Origin of the sequence: Agrobacterium sp. SORGH_AS_0440, assembly GCF_031453135.1 — a bacterium.
GTDB lineage: Bacteria > Pseudomonadota > Alphaproteobacteria > Rhizobiales > Rhizobiaceae > Agrobacterium > Agrobacterium pusense.
Map to the genome: position 1 here is coordinate 1665709 of NZ_JAVIYR010000001.1, position 14933 is coordinate 1680641.

At 58.5% G+C, this 14933-nt stretch carries 14 protein-coding genes; 4 read left to right on the top strand and 10 right to left on the bottom strand.

The annotated features are described in order from the left end of the window. Positions 1–8: 8 nt before the first annotated feature. The 5 genes from QE453_RS07590 to QE453_RS07610 all read right to left on the bottom strand — a co-directional run bounded on the left by QE453_RS07590 (position 9) and on the right by QE453_RS07610 (position 4856). Complete coding sequence (locus QE453_RS07590) at positions 9–1415, bottom strand: TRAP transporter large permease (RefSeq protein WP_309776645.1); 1407 nt, start codon at positions 1413–1415, stop codon at positions 9–11. 4 nt (positions 1416–1419) lie between these two features. After that, positions 1420–1992: a TRAP transporter small permease gene (locus tag QE453_RS07595; protein ID WP_035208172.1), complete on the bottom strand. Its 573-nt coding sequence runs from the start codon at positions 1990–1992 to the stop codon at positions 1420–1422. Positions 1993–2052: 60 nt separating this feature from the next. Continuing rightward, a complete protein-coding gene (locus QE453_RS07600; protein WP_004438795.1) occupies positions 2053–3027 on the bottom strand; it encodes a sialic acid TRAP transporter substrate-binding protein SiaP in 975 nt (324 codons plus the stop codon). Positions 3028–3089: 62 nt separating this feature from the next. Then, positions 3090–3806 (bottom strand): FadR/GntR family transcriptional regulator, encoded by a 717-nt coding sequence (locus QE453_RS07605; protein ID WP_004438798.1) that lies wholly within the window; start codon positions 3804–3806, stop codon positions 3090–3092. 363 nt (positions 3807–4169) lie between these two features. Continuing rightward, complete coding sequence (locus QE453_RS07610) at positions 4170–4856, bottom strand: HAD family hydrolase (RefSeq protein ID WP_309776646.1); 687 nt, start codon at positions 4854–4856, stop codon at positions 4170–4172. 405 nt (positions 4857–5261) lie between these two features. Between QE453_RS07610 and minC the strand changes: the two genes are divergently transcribed. The 3 genes from minC to minE are packed head-to-tail and all read left to right on the top strand — an operon-like array spanning position 5262 to position 7098. Next, positions 5262–5990: a septum site-determining protein MinC gene (gene minC, locus QE453_RS07615; RefSeq protein ID WP_309776647.1), complete on the top strand. Its 729-nt coding sequence runs from the start codon at positions 5262–5264 to the stop codon at positions 5988–5990. A gap of 35 nt (positions 5991–6025) precedes the next feature. Beyond that, positions 6026–6841, top strand: coding sequence for a septum site-determining protein MinD (minD, locus tag QE453_RS07620; protein WP_004438810.1), 816 nt, complete (start codon positions 6026–6028; stop codon positions 6839–6841). After that, positions 6838–7098: a cell division topological specificity factor MinE gene (gene minE / locus QE453_RS07625; RefSeq protein ID WP_004438814.1), complete on the top strand. Its 261-nt coding sequence runs from the start codon at positions 6838–6840 to the stop codon at positions 7096–7098. The genes minD and minE overlap by 4 nt, the downstream gene beginning before the upstream one ends. Positions 7099–7137: 39 nt before the next feature. Here the strand turns inward: minE and QE453_RS07630 are convergent, their stop codons facing one another. From QE453_RS07630 to QE453_RS07640, 3 genes are all read right to left on the bottom strand, one after another. Beyond that, a complete protein-coding gene (locus tag QE453_RS07630) occupies positions 7138–8040 on the bottom strand; it encodes an amino acid ABC transporter substrate-binding protein (RefSeq protein WP_309776648.1) in 903 nt (300 codons plus the stop codon). 69 nt (positions 8041–8109) lie between these two features. Next, a complete protein-coding gene (locus QE453_RS07635; RefSeq protein WP_006697233.1) occupies positions 8110–9003 on the bottom strand; it encodes an amino acid ABC transporter substrate-binding protein in 894 nt (297 codons plus the stop codon). Positions 9004–9032: 29 nt separating this feature from the next. Then, on the bottom strand, positions 9033–11375 hold the full coding sequence (locus tag QE453_RS07640; RefSeq protein WP_309776649.1) for a sensor domain-containing phosphodiesterase: 2343 nt from the start codon (positions 11373–11375) through the stop codon (positions 9033–9035). 302 nt (positions 11376–11677) lie between these two features. Here QE453_RS07640 and QE453_RS07645 point away from each other — a divergent pair, with 302 nt between their 5' ends. Beyond that, the gene (locus QE453_RS07645) at positions 11678–13036 is read left to right on the top strand and encodes an amidase (protein ID WP_309776650.1); all 1359 of its coding nucleotides are present in this window, start codon (positions 11678–11680) and stop codon (positions 13034–13036) included. Positions 13037–13279: 243 nt separating this feature from the next. On the opposite strand, the gene QE453_RS07650 is transcribed toward QE453_RS07645, so the two are convergent. Both QE453_RS07650 and QE453_RS07655 read right to left on the bottom strand, forming a co-directional pair. After that, positions 13280–14230: a HEPN domain-containing protein gene (locus tag QE453_RS07650; protein WP_309776651.1), complete on the bottom strand. Its 951-nt coding sequence runs from the start codon at positions 14228–14230 to the stop codon at positions 13280–13282. Beyond that, positions 14227–14880 carry a hypothetical protein gene (locus QE453_RS07655; RefSeq protein WP_309776652.1) on the bottom strand — a complete coding sequence of 218 codons (654 nt, stop codon included), beginning with the start codon at positions 14878–14880 and terminating at the stop codon, positions 14227–14229. The genes QE453_RS07650 and QE453_RS07655 overlap by 4 nt, the downstream gene beginning before the upstream one ends. Between the last annotated feature and the right edge of the window lie 53 nt (positions 14881–14933).

A 14933-nucleotide genomic window follows, 5' to 3' on the forward strand; every position in this document is an offset into this window, starting at 1 on the left:
GTGCCTCGTCAGCGGATCAGGCCCATTTCGGTCGGCAGCCACAGGGTGATGGCCGGAACGAAGGTGATCAGAAGCAGCGCGACGAACAGAGGCACCAGCCAGGGCAGGATGGCCATGGTCGTGCGTTCGACGGAGAGTTTCGCCACGCGCGAGAGCACGAACAGCACCATGCCGAGCGGCGGATGCAGCAGACCGATCATCAGGTTGAGCGTGATGATGAGGCCGAAATGCACCGGATCGATGTGAAACTGCAGCACGAGCGGCAGAAGGATCGGCACGAGGATGGTGATGGCCGCAATCGTATCGAGGAAGCAGCCCACGAAAAGCATCAGCAGATTGACCAGCACAAGGAAAATCCACTTGCTGTCCGTGATCGTCAGGATCGCCGCCGACAGAAGCTGCGCTGCCTGGCTGACGGTCAGAAGCCATGCGAAGACCGAGGCCGCCGCGACGATGAAGAGCACCGATGCGGTGGTTTCGATCGTGTCAAAGGTCGATTTCGCCAGCGTCTTGAAGGTCATCGTGCGATAGCGGACGAGGCCGAGGAACAGTGACCACAGAACGGCCGCGACGGCTGCTTCCGTCGGTGTGAACCAGCCCATGGTCATGCCGCCGATCAGGATCACGGGCGTCATCAGCGCCATCACGGCTGAGAAGTCGAAATACCAGTCGCAGGCGAGCAGGATGACCAGCACGATCAGGATCGACAGGTTGAGGGAAAGACCAAGCGCCGTGAGGATATAGATGCCGAGCGGCACCATCATCACCACGAAGACTTCAATCGATGCGCCGAAGATCGTTCTGAGGCTGAACGGTGTATCGGAGCCCCAGCCCTTGATATAGGCGAAGACCGCAACCGTGATCATCATCAGAAGCGTCATGACGACGCCGGGAATGATGCCGGCCATGAACAATGCTCCGATGGAGACATTGGCCATCATGCCGTAGATGACGAAGGGCAGCGATGGCGGGAAGATCGGGCCGAGCGTTGCGGAGGCGGCGGTGACGCCGACGGCCGCTTCGACCGGATACCCGTGGTCCTTCATGGCCTTGATCTCGATGGTGCCGATACCGGCCGCATCGGCAAGCGCGGTCCCCGACATGCCGGAAAAGATCACCGAACCGATGATGTTGACCTGGGCGAGACCACCCTTCATCCAGCCGACGAGCGCGACGGCGAAGGAATAGATACGTCCCGTCACGCCCGCCGTATTCATCAAGTTGCCGGCAAGGATGAAGAAGGGAACGGCGAGAAGCGGGAAGCTTTCCACTCCCGCGATCAGGCGCTGCGCCGCTATGATATCGGGCGCGACATCGTAAAACACGATGTACAGCAGAGAGGCAGAGGCCATGGAAATGGCGACCGGCAGGCCGATCACCATCAGGAGAAGAAAGGAGCCGATGAGAAGCAGCATGTGATCAATCCCCCGCGCTCTGGAATTCTTCGGGCCGCTCCAGAACGGAATAACCGCGCTGCATATTGGCTATGAAGACCTGTACCGACCGGAAGAACATCAGAACGAAAGCGGCCAGAACCGTATAAAAGACGATGCTGCGCGGCAGGGCCACGGTGACCATCTCCTCATCCGCGACGATTTCCATGTAGCGCCACATCAGCCAAGAGGTGTAGGCGAAGAACAGGATCCGCAGCACATCGACGAGGATCGACATGGCGCGGGCCACCTGCGGCGGCACATAGTGATAAAGCACATCAACCTGGATGTGGCGGGACATGCGCACGCACATGACCGAACCTAAAAAGACGACGCCGATCAGGCAGTTGACGGCGATTTCTTCCGTCCAGGCGTAGCTGTCGTTGAGCACGTAGCGGGTGAAGAACTGAAGGAACACGCAGCCCGTCATCAGCCAGAAGAGGCCAAGCGTAACCCAGTCTTCGAATGAATAGACCTTGAGATCGACCTCCGGCGGCGCCTCGTCGAACGTATGGGCGAGTTCCTCAGGCGTGACCTGAGTATGAATTTCCTGCGACATTGAGATATCCCGTCTGGAGAGAAAGGGCGGTGCGGCAAAGGAGCCGCACCGGATCTTGCTTCACTTGACGGCGCGAATGGCTTCCCAGTCGGCCTTGTCGTAACCGAAGTCCTCGAACTTCACTTTTTCGAGGACGTTCTTCTCGAAGTCGGCCTTGTCGACTTCGGCGACGGTCAGGCCGCGCTTCTTGAAGTCCTCGACGAGGCTTTTCTCGCGGCCTTCGATGGTCTTGGTGGTGCGCTCGGCAGCCTGCTGCATGACTTCGGTAAAGATTTTCTTGTCTTCATCTGACAGCTTGGACCACAGGTTCTTCGATATCACTGTATTGAGGTGGTCGACGATGTGGCCTGTCAGAACGATGTTCTTCTGCACTTCGAAGAACTTCTTCGCCTCGATGGTGGTGAGCGGGTTTTCCTGTGCGTCGACGGTGCCGTTCTGCAGCGCCAGATAGACTTCCGCAAAGGCAATCGGGGTCGTGTTGGCGCCGCAGGCGCGCGGCATGGCGAGGTAGGCCGGAACATCAGGGACGCGCATTTTCAGCCCGCCCATGTCGGCGCAGGTGGCAATCGGCTTGTTCGATGTTGTGTGGCGTGTGCCGTAATAGCTGACGGCAGCGATATGGTTGCCGGTCTTGTCTTCGTAACCCTTCGCGAGCCGCTTGAAGATATCGCTTTTGGTATAGGCGATCAGATGGCTCGGATCGCGGAAGATGTAAGGGAAATAGGTGACGCCGATCGGCTTGAAGTCACGCGCGGCAAAGCTCGAGCCGGAAATGATGATATCAACGGTGCCGATCTTCAGGCCCTGATTGATATCGGCTTCCTTGCCGAGCTGCGAGGCCGGAAAGACATCGATCTTGTAGCGGCCATCTGTGCGCTTGGCGATCTCTTCCGCGGCCCAGACCGAATCCGTATGGAACGGCTCTGAGGTCTCGTAGACATGTGCCCATTTCAGTGCGGTCTGCGCCTGCGCCGCAAGCGCCGAGAGCAGGATGGCCGCTGTTGCGCCCATCAAAGTCGACAATCTGATTTTCATTCTTAACTCCTCCCGAATTAAAGCCAGATTTCCGTTTTTCCCGTCGCCGGTTGCGGCGGCGGTTATTCTTCTCCGAGCGTTTCCTCCCCGAAACTTTCGGAAAATCTCTTCTGCGACAGCGTCAGATGCTGCCGCATCGCCTCCCGGGCACCTTCCGGATCGTTCGCGGCAATGGCGTCGCGGATGACCCGGTGTTCCTGCACGGCGAGGTTCCAGGTGTGCGGACCTTCGAAATAGCTGGCGAGCTTTTCGAAAAAGGGTGACAGGCTGCGCTCGTCATAGATCAGGCCGGTAAAGCGGTTGAGCGCCGAGTTGCCGATGATGTCGGCGATGGCGGTGTGAAAGGCCCGGTCGAGATTGAGCGCCTGCGGTGAATTGTCGAGTGCGCCGGCCATGCGCTCGATGATGTCATCAAGTTTGACGATGCATTCCGGCGTGGCGAGCCGTGCGGCTTCCTCCGCGATAGCGCTTTCGATGATGCAACGCGCCTGCAGGATTTCGAAAGGCCCATGCGCATCCGGCACTGTTGGCTTTTCTTTCCCCTGTTTGCCGGTTGCGTTTACATAAACGCCCGAACCCATGCGAATATGGATATGGCCTTCCACTTCAAGAACGATAAGCGCTTCCCGCACCGTGGGGCGTGATACGCCGAAGCGTTCCGCAAGGTCGCGTTCCGCCGGCAGGCGCTGACCGTCCGTCAGTTCCCCGCTTTCGATGAGCAAGCGAATTTGTTCCGCAACCAGCCGGTAAAGACGGCGCGGCTCAAGAGCCACAAACATGATGTCCTCCCAGCGCGAAAGTCTCCCCCAATCGCGCAAGCGGTAAGATTGTCTTACCAATTTCATTAGGGCGCATTTGGGCGACGCTGTCAATTAGACGTTAATGAAAAATATACGGAGGTCGTCAGGAGGCTCAGCGGTATTGTCACGCTCCCCGGGGCTCTGGCTCCCGGGGGTTCTGCCATTTCCTCATTCCGGCCGCGAGCTGGCCGGGCAGCCGGATTCCTTTGGTGGAGAACGACGGCAAAGTCGCAAACTTTGCCTCTCTCAATGTTTTGGATGATGTCGGGGCGCGATGGCTTGCCAGCAGTTCGCGACATCGGCTGGCAAGCGATCGCTTCCTTCCCTTTGAGGGCAGGCTTTTCAGCTCCTGCCCGTCGCCAGCTTCAGGCCGCCTTTGCCGTCGATAATTACATTCACCTCACCATAGCCGCCAATGGAAAGGTGTGGCGTTTCGATAGGATGCGAATGGGTGGCGTTGATGACCACCACTGACGCCCCCATGTTTTCCCCCGCCTGGATGCCGGCGGGGGCATCCTCGAAGACAATGCAGTCTTGCGGTGATACGCCGAGCTTTTCGGCCGCTTTTCGATAGCCTTCAGGATCGGGTTTGCCGTTCACCACGTCTTCCGCACAGATCATGACAGGCGGCGGTGCAATGCCCGCCGCTGCGAGCCGGCGTTCAGCCAGTTCGCGTACGGCCGACGTCACGATAGCCCACTTGCCCGCCGGCAGCGACTGTAGGAAAGCGCCGGCGCCCGGTATTTGAACAATGCCATCCACATCATCCATCTCTGCACGAAGGATCATTTCGGCCTGCTCATCCACGTCGAGACCCGGAATGGCCTCACGGCGGATAACTTCCGAGGCTCGCATGCCGTGAATGCGCTGCAGGAAGGCATTCGGCTCGATGCCGTTCGCCACTGCCCACTCCCGCCATACGCGCTCGACGACGGCGATCGAATTGACGAGTGTGCCATCCATGTCGAACAGGAAGGCCGCAAACTCTTGCGAAAAAATCTGGTTTTGCGGCGGGACTTTGCTGTGCATCTCATTCTTCCGTTGAACTGTCGGCCTCGCCTGTCTCTACAGTATTGTCAGGCATAACGGAATCGTTTTTCAGCCACCAAGGGCCGATGGTCATCGCCGCGGGTGGGGGATGTTGTCCCGGAATCGGACGCGGTCAGACACACGCGAGTCGAGGTCGTCGGCAGCCAGGGCGACGGCGAACAGAGCCACACCGGGAGTCAGCCTGCAGCAAGGATTCGCTGTTATCCTTTGCCTTCATATGCCAGGGAATGTCAAAGATTCAAGGGGATAGCAGATGTTCTTGAAGATTCTGCATGAGAGTTTCGAAACCGGAATTTTCTTAACGATTTCCCTCTCTTGAGGGTGGCGTTAACCATTTGTTAACCATATTCGAGGTACCTAATTGTCAACGATTTGTTTACCAAGATGACCAAAGTGCTAACAGACCAGCGTTCCATCCGCATCAAAGGCCGCTCCTTCCTCGCAGTCGTCCTGTCCCCCGAAGCTCCGGTCGATCAATGGCTGGAAAGGCTCGATGATCTCGCGGCGCGTTCGGCGGGCTTCTTCCTGTCGCGGCCGGTGGTTCTCGATGTTTCGGAACTGTCGCTCGACAAGGCGGGTCTGAAGGAACTGCTGGCGGCGCTCAGGGAGCGCAATGTCGGCATTATGGGCATCGAGGGCGTTCGTCCCTCGATGATCGAGCCGGGCATGCCCCCATCGCTGAAGGGCGGGAAGCCGGCTTCCGATGTCGAGGTCGAGCCGGTCGCCGTGGCTGCCGAATTGCCGGAGGAGAAGCCGCCTACATCGGGCGAGATCCGCGCCGTCGTGCAGTCACTCGTCATCAACGAGCCCGTGCGCTCCGGCCAGTCGATCATGTTTCCCGAAGGTGACGTGACCGTCATTGGCTCGGTCGCCTCGGGAGCGGAGATCATCGCTGGCGGTTCGATCCATGTTTACGGAGCGCTGCGCGGGCGGGCCATGGCCGGTTCGCTCGGCAATGTCTCTGCGCGCATCTTCTGCCGCAAGCTGGAGGCCGAGCTTCTGGCAATCGACGGCGTCTACAAGGTGGCTGAGGACATTGACGACAAGCTGCGCGGGCAACCCGTTCAGCTCTGGCTGGAAGACGATACGATCAAGGCCGCGAAACTCGGCTGATAACAGATAAACACGCACGAACAGGAGAGAGCCATATGGGGAAGGTAGTCGTTGTAACTTCCGGCAAGGGCGGGGTTGGTAAGACCACCTCGACCGCAGCGCTTGGCGCCGCATTGGCGCAGAATAAAGAGAAGGTCGTGGTTGTCGATTTCGATGTCGGCCTGCGCAACCTCGATCTCGTCATGGGTGCTGAACGCCGTGTGGTCTACGATCTCGTCAACGTTATTCAGGGCGATGCCAAGCTGACGCAGGCGCTGATCCGCGACAAGCGCCTGGAGACGCTGTTCCTGCTGCCCGCCTCGCAGACGCGGGACAAGGACAATCTGACGCCGGAAGGTGTGGAATGGGTCATCAACGAGTTGAAGAAGCACTTCGACTGGGTGATCTGCGACAGCCCCGCCGGAATCGAACGCGGCGCGACGCTGGCCATGCGCCATGCGGATGTGGCTGTGGTCGTTACCAATCCTGAAGTCTCCTCGGTGCGCGACAGCGACCGCATCATCGGCCTGCTCGATTCAAAGACGCTGAAGGCCGAGCGCGGCGAGCGCATGGAAAAACACCTTCTCATTACCCGCTATGATTCTGCGCGTGCGGAGCGGGGTGATATGCTGAAGGTCGACGACGTTCTCGAAATCCTGTCGATCCCGTTGATTGGCATCATTCCCGAGAGTTCGGATGTGCTGCGCGCCTCTAACGTCGGTGCGCCGGTCACGCTCGCAGATGCCCGCTGCGCGCCGGCCATGGCCTATTTCGACGCTGCCCGCCGCCTATCGGGGGAAGATATTCCGGTGGTCATTCCGGGCGAAAAGCGTGGCATCTTCTCCAAGATCTTCGCAAGGAGGGCTGCATGAGTCTCTTCAATCTTTTTCGCAAACAGAAGTCGGCACCGCTTGCGCGTGAGCGCCTGCAAGTGCTGCTCGCCCATGAGCGGGCCTCATCGGGCTCTGATCTTGTCGCCATCCTGCGGGAAGAAATTCTCGGCGTCATTGCCAAGCATGTACAGATCGACGGCGACCGTGTGCACGTGAAGATGGATCGCGACGAACATTTCTCGATTCTCGAGATCGACGTCGAAATTCCGCTCGGCGCAGATCTCCGCGCCGCGTGACATAGGCATGAAAGACGCCGCCCCAACCGGGCGGCGTTTTTACTGCGCGGTCGTATCCACGGGGTTTCGAAACGCGTCAGCGAGATCGTCCGGAAGCGGGCGCTGAAGGTTCATCCCGTTCGGCGGGATCGGAGCGTTGAACCATTTCTCGTAGATTTTCTCGATTTCACCGCTCGCATAGATTTCACCCAAGGCCTCGTTGACGGCATCTCTGAAACCGGTATCGCCGTGGCGAAGCATCAGGCCGTAGGGTTGGGGTGGCGCAAGATATTCATTTGAAATTGCGTAATCCTCAGGCCTGCCTGTTTCGGCGACGAAGGATCGCAGAAGAATATCGTCCATGACGAAAGCCGAAGCACGGTTTTCCGTCACCATCTCGAAACCGCCTTCGGTGCTGTCATTTTGCAGCACGGCGATGTTCAGCCCCAGTTTGCGATTGAGCACGTTCAACTGGCTGATATTAATGGTCCCCGTCGTTACCACCACGGTACGCCCGGCAAGATCCGCGACGGTATTCAGGCCGCTCGATTTCAGCGCCACGTATCGCGTACCGGTGATGAAGTGGCTGTAAGAGAACCATACGGCCTTGCGCCGTTCTTCCGTGTTCGTGCTCGCCACACATTCCATGTCGATCGTGCCGTCATTGAGAAGCGTGATGCGATTGCTGGGCGTGCGTTTGACGAAGTCGACCTTCAGTCCCGGCAGATCCAGTTTTTCCCTGATGGAATCCACCACCTTGAGGCAAAGCTCGATGCTGTAGCCGATCGGCTCCGGGCCGGTGCCGAGATACGAAAAGGGGATATTGCGATCGGCATAACCCAGCCGGATGACACCGGTTCTAGCAATGGTCTCGAGTGTCGGCGGCTGCACTTCCTGCCCGGCCGCATGAGTGGATAAAAGGCTAAAAATTCCTAATGCAAGCCATAATGTCGATCTCTGCATCGCGCATCTCCAGCTAAAGTATCTGTCGAAACGTGTTTTCATGAAAATGGAGGCGGGGGTGCGAGCACCTTAATCCCGATATTCTTTCGGTTGTTCGTAGGCCTGTCTCAGAGCTGCTGCCATCGGCAGGTTCAGATTCATGCCGTTTGGCGGAATGGGTCTGGTGAACCATTTTTCATAGAGATCATGAATGGCGGGGCCAGTGAAAATCCGTTTCAGACTGTCGTTGACGACCGCCTTGAAGGCCGGGTCGTCGCGACGGAAGACCAGCCCGTAGGGTTCCGGTGCGCTCAGCGTCTCCTCGGAAAGCGCATAAAGATCCGGATTTTCAGATGTCGCCGCCAGCGCCGCCAGCAGGATACCATCCATCACGAAAGCCGAAGCCTTGCCGGAAACGACGAGGGCGAAGGCTTCCTCGTTGGTTTTCGTCGGCATGACGGAGATATTGAGGTTCTTCTCACGGTTCACGGCATTGAGCTGCTCAATATTGACGGTTCCGGAGGCGGATGTGACTGACCTGCCTGCCAGATCGGCGAGGCTTTTCAGATTATCCTGCTTGCGCGAGAGAAACTGTGTTGCCGTCATAAAATTCGGATAGGAAAAATCCACGATCCTGCGACGGTCGCTATTGTTGGTCGTGGCGGCGCATTCGATGTCGATCTGACCGCCGCGGACAAGGATGAAGCGGGTGGCGGGCGTGGCCTTGACATATTCGACGTCGAGCTTGTCGAGTTTCAGGGACTTGCGAATGTCCTCGCTGATCGTCCTGCAGAGATCGGTTGAGAAACCGGTCACTTCTCCGTTCGGCAGCTGATAGGAAAAGGGAGGTTCGGCCTCACGATAGCCGATGCGGATTTTTGCGGTCCTGGCGATCTGCTGAAGCGTGTCGCCTTCACCGGCAGCCTGCAGCGGGGTGAGGGGGGCAAAGCATGTGAGGAAAAGGCAATAGACTGCAATACGCATTTATGTCCTCTTGGCCGGCGGCCGGTTTCTCAAATCGCTTTTTGTGAAGGGCAATAGGTGTCCTGTGTCGGTCGTCCGGCATCGTGGCCCGTCTGCGCGGCTCGATCGGCGATTTCGGTTTTTCCCACTTGGACGATGACCGCACGGCTCCTGAGAATCTGCGCAAGCGGTGCAGGCTCGGCGAAATAATAGCCCTGGGCCTCATCGCATCCGGAAAGTTTGAGCACCTCGACCTGCTCCACGTTTTCCACCCCCTCGGCGGTCACCTTCAGGCCGATCTGTTCGGCCATGTCGATGACGGTGTTGACGATAGCCGAACACATGGGATTGGTCGGAAGGCCGGAAACGAATTCGCGGTCGATCTTGATCTTGTCGAAGGCGACGTGGGTGAGCGTGCTGAGCCCCGCATAACCGGTGCCGAAATCATCAAGCGCCAGGCGGACGCCTCTTTCCTTCAGCATTTTTAGGACGCGCGTGCTGCTGTCGCGCTCAAGCATAGCCGTTTCCGTCACTTCCAGCTCAAGCCGTTCCGCCGGGAATCCGGATGCTTCAAGCGCCCGGTCCACAATGGGGACGATATCGTCATTGCAAAGCTGAACGGCGGATAGGTTGACGGCAAGTCTGATATCCTTCGGCCAGGTCATTGCATCCATGCAGGCCTGGGCCAAAACCCACTCGCCCAACGGCCTGATGAAGTTGTTTTCTTCCGCAAGCGCGATGAAGCGGTCCGGAGAGATCAGGCCAAGCTTGCTGTGGCGCCAGCGGGCAAGCGCTTCATAGGCAACGATGCGGCCGCTCTGCAGATTGACCACGGGTTGGTAATGCAGTTCGAACTCATGGTTTTCGAGGGCGGATTTCATATCTATTTCCAGCGCGTGCTTGTGCTGCGCAGCCATGTCCATGCCTGGCTCATAGAAGACGAAATAGCCGCAGCCCATGGATTTCGCCCGGTAAAGGCCGAGATCGGCATGTTGCAGCAGCTGTGTGGCCGATGTGCCGTGACCGGGCGCACAGGCGATGCCGATGCTGGTATCGATGCTGATATCGCTGCCTTCGAGCGCAAAACTGCGCGACACGGCATGCACCACCCGCGCTGCCAGCATCGCCGCATCGCTCTCAAAGTCGCCGCTTGTCGACTGTATGATCGCGAATTCATCGCCGCCCAGGCGGCTCACCATGTCGTTTTCTCCGAGGACGGAGGAGATCCGCGAAGCGACAGCCACCAGCAGGGCGTCGCCGGCCGCGTGCCCGAGCGTGTCATTAACGGCCTTGAAACGATCGAGGTCCAGCAGCATGACATTGAACAGCTGGCCGGACGCGGAGAGATGCTCAAGGCGATTTTCCAGCGTCTTCATCAGCAGCACCCGGTTTGGAAGCCCGGTCAGTGCATCGTGATGGGCCATGTGCTCCATTTGCTGCGCCATGTCGCGTATCTGCCGCAGGCGTCCGCGTTCCAGAACGGCTTCGCGCAGCGTCTCGATGGCGGTTGCCATGTCGCCGATTTCATCCCGTCGGTCCTGAAAGGGGGTTGCGACATCGGTTTCCTCGCGGGCGATCCGCAGGGTCGCCTGCACCAGCGCCGGTACGGGTTTCAGGAAATGCCGCGCGATGACCGTTACCAGAACACCTGTCACGGTCAGCACCACGATCAGCGCGATGAGCGAATTGTAGATCAGTTTGCGCTGCGCACCATAAAGTTCATCCGAACCGCCGATGCTGACGGCGACCGCGCCGATCGGCTTTTTCGTCTCCGTACTGATGATCGGCAGCAGGCCGATATAGTGGCTGGAGTCGCCTATGGTTGCAAACCCCGTCGCGAAGCGCGCCGCCACGGCATCTCTGGCGAAGATCGGGTCGGTAGCGAGCGGTTTTTCATCATCGTCTGTGGCGTTGTCGAAAGCGGCTGCGATCTGCCTGAAACCGGAATCGGCGTCATCATAGCGGAATAGCCAGACGGCATTTTTCGTCTGGGCGCCTATGAGCGCGAGAACATCGCTTGGATTGAAGCCCGTAACGAGAATGGATTCATCGTCGCCGATAGGCTTGTCGGTCAAAATGCCGTTGACCTGGCCATCGGCATCCGCCGTGACGCTGACATAGGTGTAGATGCTTCGAAGGGTGGCGCTGGCAATCTGGGAGTTGACGCGGGCCTGATTGAGCCACTGTTCGCTGGCGGCGGCAACGAACATGTACCAGCCCACAAGCGCGCCGATGCTGTAGGCGAAGATCACCCCACCCAGGAAAATCAGGGTTATCTTGCTGGCGAGCGAGCGCCGCCGCGACGACCGGCCCTTTTCCGGCGGCGTCGTTGAGCGAAGCATGTGGCCGGGCTCTACCTGTCTATCCATCCCCCGATAGGCAGTCTCTTCCATTCGCGATAGTCCCCCGCGATGTCGCGTTATGATTGTTTTATGGAATTTTTATAGGGCATGCACTTCAATGGTGTCTGCTAAATAATTCAACAAAGTTTAGATGCGATTAAGAATTAATCCGTCTTTTTACAGTCACTGCTTATATAAGCGGTCTGCCTTTGCACTTCAGGTTGAGAAAGAGACTCTGGCAGCCGAGTTCCAGTGGCGGCAACGGCCGTCCTGGAAAATCCCGCGACCGGCCTTGCCAAGCCTTGCATAAACGGCATGCTGGGCATCATACGCCGATTTTAGGGAATTTCGTCATGGCTCACAGGGGCAAGAACATCGCGCAGCTTTCCGCTCTCATCCAGGGTGGCCACCTTGATCCGCGCGCCCTGGTGGAAGAGACAGTCGATGCGATCCGTCAGGAGGCCGATCAGGCCATTTTCATAGGGCTGACGGCGGAGCGGGCCGCCGCCGAAGCGGAGGCCGCATCGACACGCATCCGCGAAGGCCGTTCCCGCGGGCTTCTCGACGGCATTCCAGTGGCCTGGAAGGATCTTTTTGATCTGGAGGGAACGGTGACCACGGCCGGATCGACCGTGCTTGCGGATGATGAGCCTGCGTCGCGGGACGCTGATGTGGTGACCGCGCTGAAACAGGCCGGCATGATCTGCATCGGCCGAACGAATATGAGCGAGTTTGCATTTTCCGGTCTTGGCATCAATCCGCATTACGGCACGCCGCGCAATCCCCTTTCCACGGATGGACACCGTCTGCCCGGCGGTTCCTCCTCCGGTGCGGGCGTGGCCGTGGCGGCCGGTCTGGTGCCGGTGGCGATCGGCACGGATACGGGCGGATCGGTCCGCATTCCTGCCGCTTTCAATGGCGTGGTAGGCTACAAGGCCAGTCGCGGCCGTTATTCGATGCGCGGCGTATATCCATTGGCGAAGAGTCTCGATTCGCTCGGGCCCCTCACCCGCACGGTTCAGGATGCGGTCTGGGTGGATGCCGCCATGCGGGGCAGGACTGCCGCCGATGTGCAGCGCGTGCCACTTTCCAGCCTTTCTCTTGTGGTGCCCGAGACCGTATTTTTCGACCGAATCGAGGACGAAGTCGCGGCCGCTTTCGAGCAGGCAGTGGACCGTCTTGTCCGCGCCGGTGCCTCCGTGCGACGGCAGGCATTCCCGATTTTTTCGGAACTGTTCGAGCTTATCAAGGAAAAGGGTGCGCTGGTGACCGCGGAGGCCTTTGCCCTGCACAAAACCCGGCTGGAAGGTGCTGATGCCGCGCGTATGGACCCGCGCGTTGTCGTACGAACGAAGCTGGGGGCCAATATTTCAGTGCCGGATTACATAGCCATCATCGATGCGCGTGAACGCATGACTGCGGCGTTTTCGGGAATGATCGGGAAAGGCGAACTGCTGATGTCGCCGACATTGCCGCATGTTGCGGCCAGGGTCGCGCCGCTTCTCCAAAGTGACGATGCTTTTTTCGCCATGAATGCAAAAACCCTGCGCAACACGCAGATCGGTAACTTCTTCGATCTCTGCGGAGTTTCGATCCCCTGTGGAACGGGCGACGCAGGCATGCCGGTCGGTTTGCTGCTTTCAGGCCTGGACGGTACGGATGACCATGTGCTGGGGGCGGCGATGGCGGCGGAAGAAATCGTTCGGGTTTGAGGGGTTCGTTTCCGGCTTGTTGATAACGTAGAACCTGTCCTTCGTCATCCTCGGGCAGGTTTTGACCGTGACAGATATTTGCTGACTATAGAGACTTAATCCCCTGACGTGCCCTAAGTTCTGTCCAGTTTGAGTTCGCTCCAGCGGCTTTGGGTTGCTGTAATCGAGGCGGTAGCGGCTGGTTGCGGTGCGGAGCCTCTCCGGCTGCGCAACACCGCATCACATCACGTCGCGGCCCAGTCTTTACGTTCTCGCGCTGTTGAAAGCATCAAGGTGCGCCGAGCAGATTGCAGCGACAGTTTTCCTCAGAACCTCCACACGCTGAGACAGCCAGGCCAGTTCTTCATCGCTGATTTCATAGCCGCGCGAATAGCGGGCCTCCACATAGGCCCGTTCAAGGCGGGTAAAGCATTGCTTTGCAAAACGGCTATCGCTGGGCCAGACCGTAGTCAGCAGGGGTGCGACCCGTTCGGCGTGAGCACGCAGAAATGTCAGCCGGTGGGTTTTGGGGCTATAAAGTGCCAGAACCTGCAGGATGCAATGATAAAGCCGTTCAACGGTTTGATGCAGATCGAACGCAGCTTCCCTGCTATAGCCGCGCCCGATCGCCTCCTTCGCTAACTCGAAGCGATGCGAGGCGCTTGGAAACCAATGGTCGAAAACGCCGCGCATCTCGGTTTTGGCGACTTTGGGGTCCAGCGCCCTGGGCGTGACGAGCGGAAAGCCCGGCATCTCGTAGAGCATGATGCCGTCGCGGACAATGTCCACGAAGTAGGGGCGGTCGTGCGCGAGATGGTCATTAAGGTCCATAATTGAATGAACGATGAAGTTCACCGGCGTAGCCAGGCGTCCGGTGACCGTCAGTTCTCGTAGGAGGCCTTCTGCAGCATTGTTCCAGAAGCGGGGCGCGGCAAAGTTTTTGGTGTTGACGACCACTAGGAGGTAATATTCATAGCGACAATCGCCCTTGAAGTCACCCGTCGGCGTTTCCTGTGCGCAGGGGCCAAAGAGAACAAGTTTAAGAATACGGCCACCCTTGTTTTTTGCCGATAGTTTTCCCTTCTGGGCATTAACGAATTCGTCGAAGAGGATTCGTGCGATCCGTTGCAGTTCCCAGCGCCTTTGATCGGGAAGGTGACCGACCCTGTCGCGCAACGTCTCATATTGAACCCCGCAGACACCGGGGAAGTTCACAGTGCGACATCTTTGGCGAAGGATTCTTCTAAACGCCTGATGTCGTTGAGCGCAGAGCGTATATGAGGCCATGGAAACTCGGAGCCGTCTTCCCAGATATTGCCTTCGTGCAGCACGGCGTCGAGCTTGGCCGCCACACCCGAAAGTGTTGTGGCAGATGTGGTGGCCATGGCGTGGAGCAGGTTTTCTGCCCGGGCACCAGCCTCCCGCTCAGCCTGCACTGCGGCTGAATATCCGATTTCCCGGTCGGCCCTGTCCCACCGCAACTGATGAGCCGCGAACTCGGCTTCAGCTTTGGCGCACGCTGCAGTCTGCTGAGGCGCGAGACGGAACACATCATGGATTGCCTCGCGGGAATAGGCCGCCAACGGTTCTCCATCGGACAGGTGGATCGTAGCGAAAGGAAAGCCAACGATCTCTGCAAGCTGCCGTTCGAGGCTCTGCTGCTGGGAACGAAGGCGCTCCGTAAGCTTGTGGGCATCCCGCCATTGGTGCCACAGGGGCACGACCGGATCGAAGGGCGCATCTCCCTTAATTTCGTTGCGGGTGAAGGCGTCGGAATTCAATGCGCCGACTGCAATGGCGCTACCCGCCAGCAACTTCCTGCGGGTGACGCACGGCAAAGTCGTGCTATTGTCAGAATCAGCCATGATCTGAGCTCCATACAGCTTGGTCTGGTCAGGCCGAGTGAGATGGAGCAAGC